Below are 17,424 nucleotides of genomic sequence, written 5' to 3' on the forward strand. Positions count from 1 at the left end.
CCGTCAGCGCGAGAGCGCGGGCAGGCGGCGCACCGCCTTCAGGATGCGCGACCGGCCGGGGCGGCACCCAGCGCGTCCGACTCGCCCAGCAGGGACAGGAAGGGGCGCACGGTGCTGTAGCGCAGGGCCAGCTTCTCGCGCATCGCCGCTTCGGCCGAGCCGTCGTCCTCGGGCATCAGGGCCTCGACGGTCGCGACCGCGCCGGCCACCGCCGTACGCGGCACGGCCTCCTCCACCGCCCACAGCGCGGCCCCGTCCAAGTCCGCCTCGTGCTCGGCGACCAGGTCCAGCTCCTCGGTGAGGATCTTCGACGCCTTCGCCAGGATGCGCGCCGCCTTCTCCAGCTGCGGCAGCATCGCCAGCCGCTCCCGGTCCGACGCCCGCCGGGCCGGGCTGATCAGCCGGTTCGCCATCAGCACCGCGAACAGGTCCAGCGCGTCATCGACCGCCTGCGCCTCCAGCTGACGCACCACCGCCGTCAGCAGCGCGGCCGCCGCGGCTCCGGCGCCCGCTCGATCGTCTGCGCCTTGCTCAGCTGCCCGTACCGGGCCAGCGCGGACAGCCGGTTCACCGGTACCCGCGACAGGTTCACCCGGCACAGCGCGAACGCGGAGATCTCCTCCACCCGCTTCATCGCCGTGCCCGTCGACTTCACCGGAGGCGTGCGCAGCCGCTCCAGCTCCGGGCGCGTGGGCACCTCGGTGAACGTCCCGTACGCCTCGGCCTGCTCATCAGTCAGAAACTCCACCGGCACGGCCGGACCGTAGCCAGCGTCACCACCCGCCCGACGATCTTTCCGGGAACCTCAGCGAGGCCCCCGGCAGGTGTGCTAGCCGACCAGGATCAATCTCACCGGGATTTCCTGTACCTCAACTACTCACACCCGTGAACCGCTGTCGCATGACAGCGCACGAGCATGTTCTGGGGCGTATGAGTGAGTGTCCGGGCTGCGGCAGGTGTGCTCCCTGGAGAGGGGAACGTGAGTTCTTACGTCGAGTGGGTGACCTTTTCGTGGGGTGGTCGTTGGGTGCGGTGACGGGTTCTTCGGCGCCGGTTGAGGGGGGAGCGGGGTGGGCGGGCTGCGGGAGGTGGCGGCGCCGTTCGTCGTGGCCGGCCCCTCGGGGGTGGCGGTCCGCGACCGGCTCAAGCACCTGACCACCGTGGACGAGGAGGTGCTGCGCCTGGTCGGCGACCATCTGGGCGCGCTGGCCTCCCGTGACCTGAAGGCCCGTTGCGCGGCCGGGCTGGACCACGACACCGACGCCTGGGCCGAGCGCAAGCGGATCCTCACGACGCAGTCGTCGTCCCGCTGGGCCGGGAGCATCACGAAGGCCACCCACGACCAGTGGGCGCTGGCCCGCCGGGCTCAGCTCGCGCACATCCAGAACCTTGAAGCCGGGGTACGGACGATCGCGCACCGGCTGTCCCTGCCCGTGGGCGAGAAGGGCACCAAGCACTCTCCGGGCGGCTACCACAGCAGGCAGGAGTGGTTCGCCAAATCCCGCCGCCTGCACGTCCTCGAAGACCGGCTGGGCGCGGCGCGGGCCGACTGGCAGGCCGGGCTCGTGCGCGTGGTGCGGGGCGGGAAGCAGCTGCTGAACACCCGCCACCACCTGCAGGCCGCCCGGCTCACCGAAGCCGAGTGGCGCCGGCGGTGGCAGGCCGGGCGACGGTTCCTCACCGCGGACGGCGAGTCCGGCAAGCGGTACGGCAACGAGACCCTCCGCGTCACCCCCGACGGCGAGGTCTCGATCAAGCTCCCTGCGCCGCTGGCGCACCTGGCGAACGCCCCGCACGGCCGGTACGTGCTTGCCGCGCGGGTGGCGTTCGCGCACCGGGGCGAGCCGTGGCGCGACCGCGTGGCCGCGAACCGGGCCGTCGCCTACCGCATCCACGAAGACGTGCCCCGGGGTCGCTGGTACCTCACCGCCTCATGGACCGTTCCCCCGGTCACCACCGTGCCTCTGGCCACCGCCCGCGCGAGGGGCCTGGTCGGCGTCGATACCAACGCCGACCATCTGGCCGCCTGGCGTCTCGACGAGCACGGCAACCCCGTCGGTGCCCCGCGCACCTTCGCCTACGACCTTTCCGGCACCGCCCGACACCGTGACGCCCAGGTCCGCCACGCCCTCATCCGGCTGCTGCACTGGGCCAAGCGGTACGGTCTGGCCCTCGCGGTCGAAGACCTCAACTTCGCGGCGGACAAGACCCGGGAGAAGCACGGCAGACGCAAGCAGTTCCGCAAGCTCATCTCCGGCATGCCCGTGGCGAAACTGCGCTCCCGGCTGGCGTCGATGGCCGCCGAACTCGGCATCCCCCTCGTCGCCGTCGACCCCGCCTACACCTCCAAGTGGGGCGCCCAGCACTGGCAACGCCCCCTCGCCAGCAAGACCAGGACGACCACCCGTCACCACACCGCAGGCGTGGCGATCGGACAACGCGCCCTCGGGCACCCGATCCGGCGACGGACGGCACCACCCCGCGACGACCAGAGCGATCGTCGCGGGTATCGGACCGCCCAGGCCGGACCAGGCACCCCAGGGCGTGAGGAAAGCCGCCCCCGCATCCCCGGACCACGGACACGATCCGTGCGCGCCGGATGCGGTGGGAAAGCGGCCGACCAGTGTGCCCAACACCGTTCGGGGCACACGGCTGAGCACGGGTTCTGGCAACAGGACCCACTCCCGCTCAGTCCGTAGGAACGGTTTCAGTCGCGTGCGGCCTCGATCTCGTCGGCCGCGGACCGCTCGTAGCGTCCGTCGAGCCTGGCGACCAGCCCGGTGACCTGGCGGGCGATGTCCGGGGCGGTGAGCCCGATCTCCGCCATGACCTCGGCGCGGGAGGCGTGGTCGAGGAAGCGCGGCGGGATGCCGAAGTCCCGCAGCGGGACGTCGACGCCCGCGTCCCGCAGGGTCTGCGCGACGGCCGATCCGACGCCGCCGACACGGGAGTTGTCCTCGACGGTGACGACCACGCGGTGCCGCTCGGCGAGCGGCGCCATGGCCTCGTCGACCGGCTTGACCCAGCGCGGGTCGACGACGGTGGTGGAGATGCCCTGCTTGTCGAGGAGCGTGGCGATCTCCAGGCACATCGGCGCGAGGGCGCCCACGGAGACCAGCAGCACGTCGGGGGTGGTGGTGCCGGGCTCGCGCAGCACGTCCATGCCGCCGACGCGGCCGACGGCGGGTACGGCGGGGCCGACGGCGCCCTTGGAGAAGCGGACGACGGTCGGGGCGTCCTCGACCTCGACGGCCTCGCGGAGCTGGGCGCGGACCTGCTCGGCGTCCCGCGGTGCGGCCAGCCGCAGCCCGGGGACGACCTGGAGGATCGACATGTCCCACATGCCGTTGTGGGAGGCGCCGTCGGTGCCGGTGACGCCGGCGCGGTCGAGCACGAAGGTGACGCCGCACTTGTGCAGGGCCACGTCCATGAGGACCTGGTCGAAGGCGCGGTTGAGGAAGGTGGCGTAGACGGCGAAGACGGGGTGCACCCCGCCGTGGGCGAGGCCCGCGGCCGACACGGCGCCGTGCTGCTCGGCGATACCGACGTCGTAGACCCGCTCGGGGAAGCGCTTGGCGAACTTGTCGAGGCCCACCGGCTGGAGCATGGCGGCGGTGATGGCGACGATGTCCTCACGCTCCTCGCCCAGCTTGACCATCTCGTCGCCGAAGACGGAGGTCCAGTCGGCACCGCTCGTGGCGATCGGCAGGCCGGTGTCGGGGTGGATCTTGCCGACGGCGTGGAAGCGGTCGGCCTCGTCCTGGAGGGCGGGCTGGTAGCCGCGGCCCTTCTCGGTGAGGCAGTGCACGATGACCGGCCCGCCGAAGCGCTTGGCACGCGCGAGCGCCGATTCCAGGGCCTCGATGTCGTGGCCGTCGATCGGGCCGACGTACTTCAGGCCGAGGTCCTCGAACATGCCCTGCGGGGCGATGAAGTCCTTGAGGCCCTTCTTGGCCCCGTGCAGGGTCTCGTAGAGGGGCTTGCCGACGACCGGGGTGCGGTCGAGGATCTCCTTGGTGCGGGTGAGGAAGCGCTCGTACCCGTCGGTCGTGCGCAGCGTCGCCAGGTGGTTCGCGAGGCCGCCGATGGTGGGCGCGTACGACCGCTCGTTGTCGTTGACGACGATGACGAGGGGGCGGTCCTTGGCCTCGGCGATGTTGTTCAGCGCCTCCCAGGCCATACCGCCGGTGAGCGCGCCGTCACCGATGACGGCCACGACATGGTCGTCGCGTTTGCGCAGCTGGTTGGCTTTCGCGAGGCCGTCGGCCCAGCCGAGGACGGTCGAGGCGTGCGAGTTCTCGATGACGTCGTGCTCGGACTCGGCCTGCGAGGGGTAGCCGGACAGGCCGCCCTTCATCTTCAGCCTGCTGAAGTCCTGACGGCCGGTGAGCAGCTTGTGGACGTAGGACTGGTGGCCGGTGTCCCAGAGCACCTTGTCCTTCGGCGAGTCGAAGACCCGGTGCAGGGCGATGGTCAGCTCGACCACACCGAGGTTGGGGCCGAGGTGGCCGCCGGTCTTGGAAACCGCCTCGACGAGGAAGGTCCGGATCTCCTCTGCCAGCTGGTCCAGCTGCTCCAGGCTGAGCCGGTCCAGATCGCGCGGTCCCCTGATGCGGGTCAGCAGCGGCACCCGTGCCTCCTTGCAGTAGAGCTGTTCGAGCTGTTGCCGGGCCTGACGAGTCTAATGTTCCGCCCAGGCGACCGACGCCGGGGCGGTGCGTCATACATCACGCGTTCGGCTCTACCCAGCTCAGGGCTTTCTTACGACGTGACTGTGCCCGGTACCCCCATCGGTACCGGGCACAGTCACGCCGCCTGTTCCTACGCTCGACCGGCAGTCTTCTGCGTACGACGAGTGATGGAGTCGATAACCACCGTCGTCAGCAGCACGCCCGCCGTGATCATGTACTTCACCGGCTCGGCGATGGACTCCAGCTGAAGCCCGTACTGGATCGAAACGATCACCAGCACACCGAGAAGAGCGTTCCAGGTGCGGCCCCGGCCGCCGAAGAGGCTCGTGCCACCGATGACCGCCGCCGCGATCGCGTTCATCAGCAGGTCACCCGTGCCCGCGCTCTGGTTGGCCGACGCGATCTTCGACGCCAGGAACAGACCACCGATCGCCGCGAACCCACCGGAGATCGCGAAGACGGAGATCCGCACCGCAGTGACGTTGATACCCGCACGACGCGACGCCTCGACGCTGCCACCGAGCGCGAACACCTTGCGTCCGTACGCCGTCCTGCGCAGCACGAAGTCCGTGCCGACGAGGAACACCAGGAAGATCACCGTGGCCAGCGGCAGGCCCTTGTACTGGTTGTACATGAACGCCGCGGCGAAGGAGACCACCGCCAGCAGCCCCGTCCGCAGCAGCGTGTCGCTCAGCGGCCGCGAGGGGACACCCGCCGCCTCACGGCGCCGGTTGCCGAGGAACGAGGTGATGAAGAAGACCGCGGTCACCACGGCCGCCAGGCCGTACGCGGCGGCGATGTCCGTGAAGAAGTACGTCGTCAGCCGGCCGATGAGGCCGTCGCTGTCGAGGTTGATCGTGCCGTTCTCGCCCAGTGTCTGGAGCATGAAGCCCAGCCAGAAGAGCAGACCGGCCAGGGTGACCGCGAACGCCGGAGCGCCGAGGACCGCGAAGAAGAAGCCGTGCGCCGCGCCGATGACGGCGCCCGCGCCGACGGCGAACAGCACCGCCAGCCACTCGGGCCAGCCCTGGTTGACCGCCATCACGGCCGCGATGGCGCTGGACGCGCCGCTGACCGAGCCGACGGACAGGTCGATCTCGCCGAGCAGCAGCACGAAGACGATACCGACGGAGATCATGCCCGTGCCGACCATCGTGACGGTGATGTCGCTGATGTTCTGCGCGGACAGGAACGCCGAGTTGAGGGACTGGAAGACGATGCAGATGACGACCAGGCCGACGATGACGGGCAGGGAGCCCAGCTCGCCCGCCTTCATCTTGCGCTTGAACTCACCGAGGTAGCCGGCGAGGCCCTGCTCGCGCACCAGGAGCCGCGGGTCGACCGCGGTCACCGCGGCCGCGGCGGCCTCGGGGTTCTCGACGACGGTCTCGTCCTGCGGGGACGTGGAGGTCTTGTCGATGCTCACTGGGAAACCTCCCCGGTCGTGCGCGCCGCACGGCGGGTCACGGCGTTGTCGGTGGCGCCGGTGATGGCGGAGATGATCTCCTCCTGCGAGGTCGTCTTGACCTCGAAGACGCCGTTGTTGCGGCCCAGGCGCAGCACCGCCACCTTGTCGGCGACGGCCTTCACATCGGCCATGTTGTGGCTGATCAGGATCACGGCGTGGCCGCGCTCGCGCAGCCGCTCGACCAGGTCGAGGACCTGGGCGGTCTGCTCGACACCGAGGGCCGCGGTGGGCTCGTCGAGGATGACCAGCTTGGGCTCGCCGAGCATGGAGCGGGCGATGGCCACGGTCTGGCGCTGACCGCCGGAGAGCGAGGCGATCGGGATGCGGACGCTGGGGATGCGGATCGACAGCGTCTTCAGCAGCTCCTGGGCGCGGCGCTCCATCTCGACCTCGTCGAGGACGCCCCACTTCCGCAGCTCACGGCCGAGGAACAGGTTGCCGACGACGTCGATGTTGTCGCACAGCGCGAGGTCCTGGTAGACCGTCGCGATGCCCAGGGCCTGGGCGTCGTGCGGCCTGCTGATCGAAACGGACTTGCCTTCCCATTCGATGACGCCCTCATCGATGGGGTGCACGCCGGCGATCGTCTTGACCAGCGTGGACTTTCCGGCGCCGTTGTCGCCGACCAGGGCGACCACTTCACCGGCGTGGACCTCAAGCTCTACGTCGGTGAGCGCCTGAACGGCACCGAACCGCTTGGAGACCCCGCGCAACGCCAGCACGGGCGTAGCGGACACGTGAACCATCTCCTTCGCCGCCTGACCCGGCGGGAGGTTGTGCAGAAGACTGGGGGGATGTTCCGTCCGGCGCCCCGCACGAGCTTGCGGGGCTGTGTGTACGCGGGGCGCCGGAGGAGCCTGGAGAACTGCAGTCCCGTACGGGAATCCCAGGACGAGTTCCTGGGTGATTCCCGTACTTCAAAGGGACTTGCGGCTGCTTACTTCAGACCGATCTTGGCGCAGGCCGACTTGTACTTGCCGGTGCAGATCTCGTCGACCGTGTAGACGCCGTCCTTGATGACGGTGTCGTTGATGTTGTCCTTGGTCAGCGAGGTGACCGGGACCAGAACCGACGGAACATCCTTGGCGCTGCCGCTGGAGACCTTGTCCTTGGCGATGGAGTCCAGGGACTCGCCCTTGGCGAGCGCAACGGCCATCTCGGCGGCGGCCGCGGCCTCGGGGGCGTACGGCTTGTAGACGCTCATGTACTGCTCACCGGTGACGATGCGCTGGACGCCGGCGAGTTCGGCGTCCTGGCCGGTGACCGGGACCTCGATGCCGGCCGACTTCAGGGCGGTGATGATGCCGCCCGCCATGCCGTCGTTGGCGGAGTAGACACCGACGATCTTGTTCTTGCCGAGCGCGGAGATGGCCGCCTCCATGTTGGAGTTGGCGTTCTCCGGCTTCCACTCCTTGGTGTCGTACTCCTTGCCGACCTTCACCTTGCCGTCGAGGACGGAGTGCGCGCCCTCCTTGAACTGGGCGGCGTTCGGGTCGGTGACGGAGCCGTTCATCATGACGATCTGGCCGCCCTTGGCCTTGTCGCCGAGCGCCTCCAGGAGGGCCTCGCCCTGGGTCTTGCCGACCTGGACGTTGTCGAACGAGGTGTAGGCGCTGATCGGGCCCTCGGCCAGGCGGTCGTAGGCGACGACCTCGATGCCGGCGTCGACGGCCTTCTGCACGGAGTTCTTGATGGCCTTGGCGTCCACCGCGTCCAGGATCAGCACGTCCACCTTGTTGGTGATCATGGTGTCGACCTGCTGCGCCTGCAGGTTGGCGTCCTGCTTGGCGTTGTTGTACTGGATCTCCGCCTTGTTGTTCGTCAGCTCCTTGATCTTCTGCTCGATCAGAGGCCGGTCGAACTTCTCGTAGCGCGCGGTCTGGTTCTCCGGAAGGAGGAGGCCGACCTTGATGTCGTCGCCCTTGGCGGCGGAGCCGGTGGAGTCGTTGTCGCCGCCGCCCGCTTCCTCAGCGCTGCCACAGGCGGCGAGAGAAACGGCCATCGCACCCGCGGCAATGGCAACTGCGGCACGACGCATACGCGTGTTCACTTCATAACCTCCCTGACGAGGCCGCGACGTTGCGGCCGAGGTGGCTGGAAGTCAACTCGGCCGCACGTGCGACGTCAAGAAGTAAATCCTTAACGGGTTGGCAACGGTGCCATCCGTTCTCTAAGTGAAGGCGGGTGCCGCAGCCCTCAGCACACCGGCCGCACTTCCGTCCAAAAGGGTCGAATCACCCATCTCGCTGAGTGCGAGGGCGAGCGCTCCGAGCACCTCCGCACGGCCCCCAAGTGCCCCGGGAAGAATGGAGAGTTGACGCGCGGCGCTCGGGATGGCGTAGCGGCCGACGGACTCCCTGATCGACCCGAGCACCAGCTCACCGGCCTCCGCGAGATCACCGCCCAGCACCACGCGGCTCGGGTTCAGCAGGTTGCAGAGATTGGCGACTCCCATGCCGACGTGACGGCCGACGTCGGCGATCACCCGACGGCAGCCCGGGTCGCCGTCCCGCGCCAGCCGTACGACCCCTTCCATGGTCAAGTCGGTGCCGTGACTGGGCTGGAGGAGCGGGAGCACATAGCGCGCGGCCGCGAAGGTCTCCAGGCAGCCGCGGTTTCCGCAACGGCAGACGGGCCCGGATTCATCGAGGGTGATATGCCCGATCTCACCTGCGGTGCCGCCGGGACCCCGGTAGATCTTCCCGTCGATCACCAGGCCGGCGCCGACACCGCTGGAGACCTTGATGTACGCCAGGTCCCGCACGCCCTTGCCGCTGCCCCAGACCAGCTCGCCCAGGGCGCCCAGGTTGGCGTCGTTGTCCACGTGCACCGGCACGCCGAGCCGCCCCCGCAGCTCCTCGGCGGGCTTGGCGCCGGTCCAGCCGGGCAGGATGGCGGTCGAGCCCAGCGTCCCGGACTCCACGTCGATCGGGCCGGGGACGCCGAGGCCCACCCCGGCGATCTTGGCCCGGTCCACTCCGGTCGCCGCGATCAGCCGGTCGACCAGCACTTCCGCCCGGTCGAAGCCCTGCGCCGCGGAGGCGTCCACGTCCAGCGGCTCGGACTCCTCGGCCAGCACCTGATGGGCGAGGTTCCCGACCGCGACGCGCAAATGCGTGTGCCCGAAGTCCACCCCGATGACAATCCCGGCGTCACCGCTGAGCGAGACGCTGCGGGCCCGCCGGCCACCTGCCGAGGTGGGCGTGACCTCGACCTTTCCGCCGTCCTTGAGCTCCCGGACGATGTTGGAGACCGTCGCCGCGGACAGTCCGGTCGTCCTGGCGATCTCCGCCTGGGTGAGGGATCCCGCCAGCCGCACGGCTCGTACGACCCGCTCCAGGTTGGCTCGGTGCAGCGACGACTGCGACCCCGGAGTCTCCACGACGACCTCCTGCGCACGGGACCGCCTCGACGAGGCCCCGTCTATGTCCAACTAGTGAACTCTAAGCTGAGCCGTACAGGGCGCGTCCCGTCAAGAGGTTGAACAATTTCCGGGGTCGCGCGCACAGCACGCACACCGCTCCCCGGTGCGGAAGCGGTGTGCGCGCAATCGGTTACGGAACGCTACTTCAGGGTCGCCGAGGTCAGACCCGCCTGCACCTGGCGCTGGAAGGACAGATAGACCACCAGCATCGGGATCATCGCAATCGTCACGCCTGCGAACAGCACGGGCAGGTCGGTGGCGTATCCCTGCTGCTGCTGGAGCTGGATCAGACCCTGGGTGAGGACATAGCGCTCGGGATCGTCGCCGCTCTGCGGCTGCATGAGAACCGTCGGCAGGATGAACTGGTTCCACTGACCGAGCGTGTTGAAGATCCCCACGCTGATCAGACCGGGCTTGGCCATCGGCAGCATGACCTGGAAGAAGGTCCGGGTGTGCGAGGCCCCGTCGAGGATCGACGCCTCGAACACCGCCGTGGGCAGGGTCCGGAAGAAGGCATGCATGAAGAACACCGTGAACGGCATCGAGTAGGCGACGTACACCAGGATCAGGCCCTGGTAGGTGTTCAGCATGTCCAGCCGCTTCACCATGAAGAACAGCGGGACGAGGGCCAGGAACACAGGGAACATGGCGCCCGCGACGAAGAAGTAGTACAGCAGGCGGTTGCCCCAGAACTCGTAGCGTGCCAGCACGTACGCGGCCATGGAGCCGAACAGCATGGTCAGCGGCACCGAGAAGGCGAGCACGATGACCGTGTTGAGGAAGTAGTCCCCGATGCCCTTCTCCCACGCGCGCGTGAACACGTCGAAGGACCAGTTGTCCGGCCAGCCGAAGGCCGAGCCCGCGATCTGGGCGTCGGTCTTGAAGGAGCTGAGCACCAGCCACAGCAGCGGCAGGACGATCAACAGGGCCCACACGGCCAGGAAGCCGTGCGAGAAGGCGTTCAGGACGACGCCCTCGCCGCGCCGCTCGCCGGCCCGCGCCGGACGCTTGTCCACGGACCGCTGGTCAGGGATGGCCGCGGTCTCCTTGATGGGTGCGCTCATCATTGTTTCTCCCGCTCAGAACTCGACGCGCTCGCGGCGGGTGGCGCGCAGCATGACCACGGACAGGATCAGGGTGAGGAGGAGCATGACCACGCCCATGGCGCAGGCGTAGCCGCTCTTCCCGTAGATCAGGAAGTTGCGCATCATCACGGTCGACATGACCTCGCTGGCGTGGTCCGGGCCGCCGCCGAACTCGCCGCCGGGCGTGGTCATGGTGGACACCAGGATGAACATGTCCATCGCGACAATGCCCAGGTAGACCCACGCGGTCTGCACGGAGTCCCACAGCAACGGCAGCGTGATGCGGAAGAAGGACTGGGCGCGGCCGGCGCCGTCGATGAGGGCGGCCTCGTAGATGTCCTTCGGGATCGACTGCATGGCGGCGGAGAACAGCACGAGATAGAAACCGACACCGTGCCATACGACGACCAGGATCAGCGCCCAGAGCACCATGTTCGGCTCGTTGAGCCACTCGACGGGGTCGTTCGCGTCGACCAGCCCCAGTTTGACGAGGAAACCGTTGAGCATGCCGCCGCTGTCACTGCGGTAGACCGCGCCAAAGAGCACGGCCATGATCGCCAGCGACAGCACCTGCGGGAAGAAGTAGATGATTTTGTAGAACTTGGACCCGGCAACCCCCGTGACCCCACCGGCCCGGCTGCGCCCGCCCGCGTTCAGCATGAAGGCGAAGAACAGGGCGAGCAGAATGGTGATCACCGGGATGAACACCAGGAACAGGATGTTGTGCCAGATGGCGTCCATGAAGATGTCGTCCTGGAACAGCGCTGTGTAGTTGTCCAGTCCGACAAAACTGAAGGTCTGCGACTGCCCCTTCCAGTCGGTCAGCGAATACCCGAACGTCTGGATGTACGGCCAGATCACGAAGATCAGATAAAGCGCCACGGGAACGAGGAGAAACCCCGCGACGAACCGGTACTGCCCCTTGCGCATTGAACCTGCCCCTGCTGTCCCGATCCAAAGGGGCGCGGGGAACTGCGCGACAAGCCACCCACGACCCGCAGCCCGCAGCCCGCAATCCACCGCACCCCTACGGCGCTTCCCGGAAACTACTCCCGACGGTTCTTCTTCGACGCCGGATCCTCAGCAGCCTTGTCCACCGCAGCCTGCGCCCGCTTCAGCCACTCCTTCGGCTGAATCCGCTTCGCCATCAGTTCGTTGGACGCGTTCTGAATCGCCGTGTCCATCTCGCTGTACCACTCGGTGTACAGGTACCGGAAGGTGTTGTCCCCGGCCGCCTTGGACGCCTCGACGGTGGACTGCGTTCCCGGCCGCAACTGGACGCTGGGGTCGACGCCGTCCTGAAGGATCGTCAGCGAGTTCGCCTCCTTGGCGAACAGCGTCGACCACTCCCGGGAGAGCATCAGCCGCATGAACTCCTTGGCCGCCGGCAGGTTCTTCGCCTTGGCCGGGATGATGAACGGCTCACCGGAGCCGGCCCGGATCGCCTCGAACGGCATCACGCTGTCCGGCAGCAGCGGCATCGGCAGGAACTTCATGTCGAAGTCGGACGGCGTCTGCTTCAGCTGCTCGTTCTCCAGCCAGGAACCGCTGGTGATGAACGCGGCCTTGTACTGGTTCCACCGGGTCTGCGACTCGGTGTGGGTCAGGCCGTTGGTACCGGGCATCAAGTAGCCCTTCTCGACGACCTCGTAGACCGCCTCGACGGCCGCCTGCGCCGCGTCGGAGCCGACGAACGCCTTGGGGTCGAGGTTGTCGATCGCCTTCATGGCGTCCAGACCGCCCTTCTTGGCGATCAGGTCCATGATGGCGACGTTGATGTAGTACGGGTACTTGCCCTGGTGGGCGAGGCCGCCGATGCCCTGGGACTTGGCGTCCTTGCAGATGGCGAGGAAGTCGTCCCAGGTCTGGGGCTCCTCCCAGCCCTTGTCCTGGAAGAGCTTGCCGGAGTACCACAGGCCCCACACCGTGTAGATGTAGTTGAGGGCGACGACCTTGCCCTCCTGCAGGCCCGGGTCGAGCGTGCCGGGGATGACGGTGTCGCGGACCTTCTTGCCCGGATCGTCGACCGACGGGGCGTCGAGGACCTCGGCGAGGTCGAGGAGCTGGCCGTTCTTGTGGAGGACGTCGATCTTGATCTTCTGGGCGCCCGAGTTGTCGACGATGTCCGGCGGGTTGCCCGCGTTGAAGCGGGGCTGGAGCTTGCCGGTGATCTCCTGGGTGCCGGTGTGGGTGGAGGTGACCCCCCACTTCTTCTGGAAGGCGGCCTCCCAGGCCTTGGCGTAGTCGTCGCCGTAACCGCCCTTGAAGATGACGACGTCGAGCTTGCTGCCCTTCTTCACTCCGAAGGGATTGTCCTTGGACGTCTTGCCCTTGGTGTCCTCGCCCGTGTCCTCGCCCCCACCGCCGCTGGCACACGCGGACAGGAAGCTCATCGCAGGGACGGAGACCAGGCCGAGCGCGGCGGACCGCTTGATCAGTGCGCGGCGGCCGACCCCTCCGGCACCGTCGTGGTCGGCGTTCTGGGCGTTCCGGGCGTTCTCGGTGTTCTCGGCGGAAGTGGATCCCATGCTCAAGTCCTCGCCTTCTCCAGGACTCAGGCGGTGAACCGGATCCTCCCCGGCACCGCGGTGGGGTCAAACAGGTTCGTGCAGGAAGTGCGGATCCCTTGAATCGCCGACAGGTATAGTCCACTTCCCGCCAACGGGGCAAGATCGAATGCAAGGTTGGCCGTCGGCTTTTCCGAGTTGAGACCTCGCGGAAATATGAGCTGCCTGTGTGCGCCTTGCCGGAAAAATCCGCGACATTGAGCCCGAATGCCACAGCCAACACCCTTGACAGCACTGACAACTTGAGCCACTACTGGACCTTGCGCACGGAAGTTGACAACGTTGTCCAGCGCGCAGGGAGGGTGCTCGCTCATGCAGCACAGAGTTCGGCACAGATGGGGTCCGGCGGTCGTGACGGCGACCGCCTTCGCTTTGACCGTGGGCTCACAGGGTGTGGCAGTCGCACTGCCGGAAGCACCCACCGCCGACCGGGAGTTCACATCCTCGTTCGAGGCCGGGGAGCCGGCCCCGGACTGGCTCAACACCGTCGACACCGCACCGGACGGCAGTAAGCGTGCCGCGGGCGTCGACGGCGGGTACAGCAGCGGCATTCCGGGCAATGTGACCGACCATGTCACCGACGTACGGGCGAGCGGCGAGAACTCCGGTGCCGGCGAGGTGAAGGAGAACCTCGTCGACACGGAGCCGAGCACCAAGTGGCTGACGTTCGAGCCCACCGGCTGGGTCGAGTTCGACCTGGACAAACCAATCAAAATCACTAGATACGCGCTCACTTCGGCCAACGACCACGACGAACGCGACCCCGCGGACTGGACCCTGCAGGGCTCCACCGACGGCAAGGACTGGAAGACCCTCGACACCCGCACCGGCGAGTCCTTCCCGGAACGCTTCCAGACCAGGACGTACGACATCGCCGAGACCGCCGCCGTCGAGTACCGGCACTACCGGCTCGATGTCAGCAAGAACCACGGCGGCGACATCCTCCAGCTCGCGGACGTGCAGTTCTCCACGGGCGGCGACGACGGCCCCGTACCGCAGGACATGCTCTCCCTGGTCGACCGCGGCCCGAGCGGCTCGCCCACCGCGAAGGCGGGCGCGGGCTTCACCGGCAAGCGGGCGCTGCGCTACGCCGGCCGGCACACCGCGGACGGGCGGGCGTACTCGTACAACAAGGTCTTCGACGTCGACGTGGCCGTCGGCCACGACACCGAACTCGCGTACCGCATCTTCCCGTCGATGGCGGACGGCGACCGCGACTACGACGCCACCAACGTCTCGGTGGACCTGGCGTTCACCGACGGCACCCACCTGAGCGACCTGGGCGCCACCGACCAGCACGGCTTCGCGCTGTCCCCGCGAGGGCAGGGCGCCGCCAAGGTGCTGTACGTCAACCAGTGGAACAACGTCGTCTCGCGGATCGGTTCGGTCGCGGCGGGCAGGACCGTCGACCGGATCCTGGTGGCGTACGACTCCCCCGCGGGCCCGGCGAAGTTCCGGGGCTGGGTCGACGACGTGTCCCTGAAGGTCAGGGCCCCCGAGAAGCCGAAGGCACATCTGTCGGACTACGCCGTCACCACCCGCGGCACCCACTCCAGCGGCGGTTTCTCGCGCGGCAACAACTTCCCGGCGACCGCAGTGCCGCACGGCTTCAACTTCTGGACGCCGGTGACCAACTCGGGCTCGCTGAGCTGGCTGTACGACTATGCACGTGCGAACAACGCGGACAACCTGCCGACGATCCAGGCGTTCAGCGCCAGCCATGAACCCAGCCCCTGGATGGGTGACCGGCAGACCTTCCAGGTGATGCCGTCCGCCGCCGCCGGAACCCCGGACAACGGCCGTGAGGCCCGGGAGCTGGCCTTCCGGCACGAGAACGAGACCGCGCGGCCGTACTACTACGGCGTACGGTTCGAGAACGGGCTGAAGGCCGAGATGGCGCCGACCGACCACGCGGCGGTGCTCCGCTTCACCTACCCCGGCGACGACGCGAGCGTGCTCTTCGACAACGTGACGGACCAGGCGGGCCTCACGCTCGACAAGGAGAACGGGATCGTCACCGGCTACTCCGACGTGAAGTCCGGGCTGTCGACGGGCGCGACCCGCCTCTTCGTCTACGGCGTGTTCGACAAGCCGGTGACGGACGGGGCGTCGAGCGGGGTCAAGGGGTACCTGCGGTTCAAGGCCGACGACCGAACCGTCACACTGCGGCTCGCGACCTCCCTCATCAGCGTCGACCAGGCCAGGGACAACCTGCGCCAGGAGATCCCGGACGGCACCTCCTTCGAGGAGGTCAAGGACCGCGCCCAGCGGCAGTGGGACCGGCTGCTCGGCAAGGTCGAGGTCGAGGGCGCGACGCCGGACCAGCTGACGACGCTGTACTCCAGCCTGTACCGGCTGTACCTGTACCCCAACTCCGGCTTCGAGAAGGTCGGTTCGAAGTACCGGTACGCCTCCCCGTTCTCACCGATGCCGGGCCCCGACACCCCGACGCACACCGGCGCGAAGATCGTGGACGGCAAGGTGTACGTCAACAACGGTTTCTGGGACACGTACCGGACGACCTGGCCGGCGTACTCGCTGCTGACGCCCTCCCAGGCGGGCGAGATGGTCGACGGGTTCGTGCAGCAGTACAAGGACGGTGGCTGGACCTCGCGCTGGTCCTCGCCGGGGTACGCCGACCTGATGACCGGCACGTCCTCGGACGTCGCCTTCGCGGACGCGTACGTCAAGGGAGTCGACTTCGACGCGAAGGCGGCGTACGACGCGGCGGTGAAGAACGCGACGGTGGTGCCGCCGTCGTCGGGCGTGGGCCGCAAGGGCATGGCGACCTCACCCTTCCTCGGCTACACCAGCACCGACACGCACGAGGGTCTGTCGTGGGCGCTGGAGGGCTACCTCAACGACTACGGCATCGCGCAGATGGGCCAGGCCCTGTACCGGGAGACCGGCGAGAAGCGCTACAAGGAGGAGTCCGCCTACTTCCTCGACCGCGCCCAGGAGTACGTGAACCTCTTCGACTCCGAGGCCGGTTTCTTCCAGGGCAGGGACGACCGGGGCAACTGGCGTGTGGAGTCCTCGAGGTACGACCCGCGCGTGTGGGGCTACGACTACACCGAGACCAACGGCTGGGGCTACGCCTTCACCGCCCCGCAGGACAGCCGGGGCCTGGCCAACCTGTACGGCGGCCGGTCCGGGCTCGCGGAGAAGCTGGACGAGTACTTCAGCACGCCCGAGACGGCGTCGCCGGAGTTCGTCGGCTCGTACGGCGGCGTGATCCATGAGATGACGGAGGCGCGGGACGTCCGGATGGGCATGTACGGGCACTCCAACCAGGTCGCCCACCACGCCATCTACATGTACGACGCGGCCGGACAGCCCTGGAAGGCGCAGAGAAACGTCCGTGAGGTGCTGTCCCGGCTCTACACCGGCAGCGAGATCGGCCAGGGCTACCACGGCGACGAGGACAACGGCGAGCAGTCGGCCTGGTTCCTCTTCTCCGCCCTCGGCTTCTACCCCCTGGTGATGGGCAGCGGCGAGTACGCGGTCGGCTCCCCGCTGTTCACCAAGGCCACCGTCCATCTGGAGAACGGCCGGGACCTGGTGGTCCGGGCCCCGAAGAACAGCGCGAAGAACGTATACGTCCAGGGCCTGAAGGTCAACGGCCGTACCTGGTCGTCGACTTCACTCCCCCACTCGCTGCTCGCGAAGGGCGGAGTCCTGGACTTCGACATGGGCCCGAAGCCCTCGAAGTGGGGCACGGGCCAGAACGCCGCGCCCGTGTCGATCACCCAGGGCGACAAGGTGCCGACGCCCCGCACGGACGTGCTCCGGGGCGCGGGCCCCCTGTTCGACAACACGTCCGCGACGGATGCGAGCGTGACGTCCGTGGAGCTGCCGGTGTCCGGGCGCGCCCGGGCCGTGCAGTACACGCTGACGTCGTCGGCCGACCGCACGAAGGCCCCGACCGGCTGGACCCTCCAGGGCTCGTCCGACGGGACCACATGGCGGACCCTGGACAAGCGCTCCGGGGAGTCCTTCACCTGGGACAGACAGACCCGCGCGTTCTCCGTGGGGTCACCGGGTCCGTACGAGAAGTACCGCCTGGTCCTGGACGGCGAGGGGACCGTGTCGGAGGTGGAACTGCTCTCCTGAGCGAGGAGTTGAGCGGACCCGGTGGACGTCGGCCCACGCCCACCGGGTCCGCTCGGGTCGGACAAGGGGCGGCCTC

General features: G+C 68.2%; 12 protein-coding genes. 2 read left to right on the forward strand and 10 right to left on the reverse strand.

Annotated elements, in window-relative coordinates; genetic code table 11:
* Positions 1 to 38: 38 nt before the first annotated feature.
* Entirely contained in the window at positions 39 to 473 is a 435-nt protein-coding gene (locus ACFV7R_RS06330) for a hypothetical protein (protein ID WP_385260504.1), read from the reverse strand.
* 5 nt (positions 474 to 478) lie between these two features.
* A complete protein-coding gene (locus ACFV7R_RS06335; RefSeq protein WP_385260506.1) occupies positions 479 to 754 on the reverse strand; it encodes a hypothetical protein in 276 nt (91 codons plus the stop codon).
* Between the two features lie 316 nt (positions 755 to 1,070).
* On the opposite strand from ACFV7R_RS06335, the gene ACFV7R_RS06340 reads away from it, so the two are divergent.
* The gene (locus tag ACFV7R_RS06340; RefSeq protein WP_385260508.1) at positions 1,071 to 2,699 is read left to right on the forward strand and encodes an IS200/IS605 family accessory protein TnpB-related protein; all 1,629 of its coding nucleotides are present in this window, start codon (positions 1,071 to 1,073) and stop codon (positions 2,697 to 2,699) included.
* An 8-nt stretch (positions 2,700 to 2,707) separates the two neighbouring features.
* Here the strand turns inward: ACFV7R_RS06340 and dxs are convergent, their stop codons facing one another.
* The 8 genes from dxs to ngcE form a co-directional block, all read right to left on the reverse strand.
* Positions 2,708 to 4,630, reverse strand: a complete 1,923-nt coding sequence (gene dxs, locus ACFV7R_RS06345; protein ID WP_385260509.1) for a 1-deoxy-D-xylulose-5-phosphate synthase — start codon at positions 4,628 to 4,630, stop codon at positions 2,708 to 2,710.
* Between the two features lie 191 nt (positions 4,631 to 4,821).
* Positions 4,822 to 6,117 carry a sugar ABC transporter permease gene (locus ACFV7R_RS06350; RefSeq protein ID WP_385260511.1) on the reverse strand — a complete coding sequence of 432 codons (1,296 nt, stop codon included), beginning with the start codon at positions 6,115 to 6,117 and terminating at the stop codon, positions 4,822 to 4,824.
* Entirely contained in the window at positions 6,114 to 6,905 is a 792-nt protein-coding gene (locus ACFV7R_RS06355; RefSeq protein WP_385260513.1) for an ATP-binding cassette domain-containing protein, read from the reverse strand. The genes ACFV7R_RS06350 and ACFV7R_RS06355 overlap by 4 nt, the downstream gene beginning before the upstream one ends.
* Positions 6,906 to 7,096: 191 nt before the next feature.
* Complete coding sequence (locus tag ACFV7R_RS06360; RefSeq protein WP_385260595.1) at positions 7,097 to 8,197, reverse strand: sugar ABC transporter substrate-binding protein; 1,101 nt, start codon at positions 8,195 to 8,197, stop codon at positions 7,097 to 7,099.
* Positions 8,198 to 8,329: 132 nt separating this feature from the next.
* Positions 8,330 to 9,541, reverse strand: coding sequence for an ROK family transcriptional regulator (locus ACFV7R_RS06365; protein ID WP_385260516.1), 1,212 nt, complete (start codon positions 9,539 to 9,541; stop codon positions 8,330 to 8,332).
* Between the two features lie 182 nt (positions 9,542 to 9,723).
* Positions 9,724 to 10,647, reverse strand: coding sequence for a carbohydrate ABC transporter permease (locus tag ACFV7R_RS06370; RefSeq protein ID WP_385260598.1), 924 nt, complete (start codon positions 10,645 to 10,647; stop codon positions 9,724 to 9,726).
* Positions 10,648 to 10,662: 15 nt separating this feature from the next.
* Positions 10,663 to 11,598, reverse strand: a complete 936-nt coding sequence (locus ACFV7R_RS06375; RefSeq protein ID WP_385260518.1) for a carbohydrate ABC transporter permease — start codon at positions 11,596 to 11,598, stop codon at positions 10,663 to 10,665.
* Between the two features lie 116 nt (positions 11,599 to 11,714).
* Positions 11,715 to 13,196 carry an N-acetylglucosamine/diacetylchitobiose ABC transporter substrate-binding protein gene (gene ngcE / locus ACFV7R_RS06380; protein ID WP_385260520.1) on the reverse strand — a complete coding sequence of 494 codons (1,482 nt, stop codon included), beginning with the start codon at positions 13,194 to 13,196 and terminating at the stop codon, positions 11,715 to 11,717.
* Between the two features lie 351 nt (positions 13,197 to 13,547).
* Here ngcE and ACFV7R_RS06385 point away from each other — a divergent pair, with 351 nt between their 5' ends.
* Complete coding sequence (locus ACFV7R_RS06385; RefSeq protein WP_385260522.1) at positions 13,548 to 17,348, forward strand: GH92 family glycosyl hydrolase; 3,801 nt, start codon at positions 13,548 to 13,550, stop codon at positions 17,346 to 17,348.
* Positions 17,349 to 17,424 lie beyond the last annotated feature (76 nt).

Origin of the sequence: Streptomyces sp. NPDC059866 (genome assembly GCF_042731325.1) — a bacterium.
Taxonomy (GTDB): Bacteria; Actinomycetota; Actinomycetes; order Streptomycetales; family Streptomycetaceae; genus Streptomyces; species Streptomyces flavusporus.

What these genes read in the sequence shown, in the direction of transcription:
- ACFV7R_RS06355 (WP_385260513.1), bottom strand. Translation starts at nt 6,905, where the DNA reads ATGGTTCACGTGTCCGCTACGCCCGTGCTGGCGTTGCGCGGGGTCTCC.
- ACFV7R_RS06360 (WP_385260595.1), bottom strand. Translation starts at nt 8,197, where the DNA reads ATGCGTCGTGCCGCAGTTGCCATTGCCGCGGGTGCGATGGCCGTTTCT.
- ACFV7R_RS06370 (WP_385260598.1), bottom strand. Translation starts at nt 10,647, where the DNA reads ATGAGCGCACCCATCAAGGAGACCGCGGCCATCCCTGACCAGCGGTCC.
- ACFV7R_RS06375 (WP_385260518.1), bottom strand. Translation starts at nt 11,598, where the DNA reads ATGCGCAAGGGGCAGTACCGGTTCGTCGCGGGGTTTCTCCTCGTTCCC.
- ngcE (WP_385260520.1), bottom strand. Translation starts at nt 13,196, where the DNA reads ATGGGATCCACTTCCGCCGAGAACACCGAGAACGCCCGGAACGCCCAG.
- ACFV7R_RS06385 (WP_385260522.1), top strand. Translation starts at nt 13,548, where the DNA reads ATGCAGCACAGAGTTCGGCACAGATGGGGTCCGGCGGTCGTGACGGCG.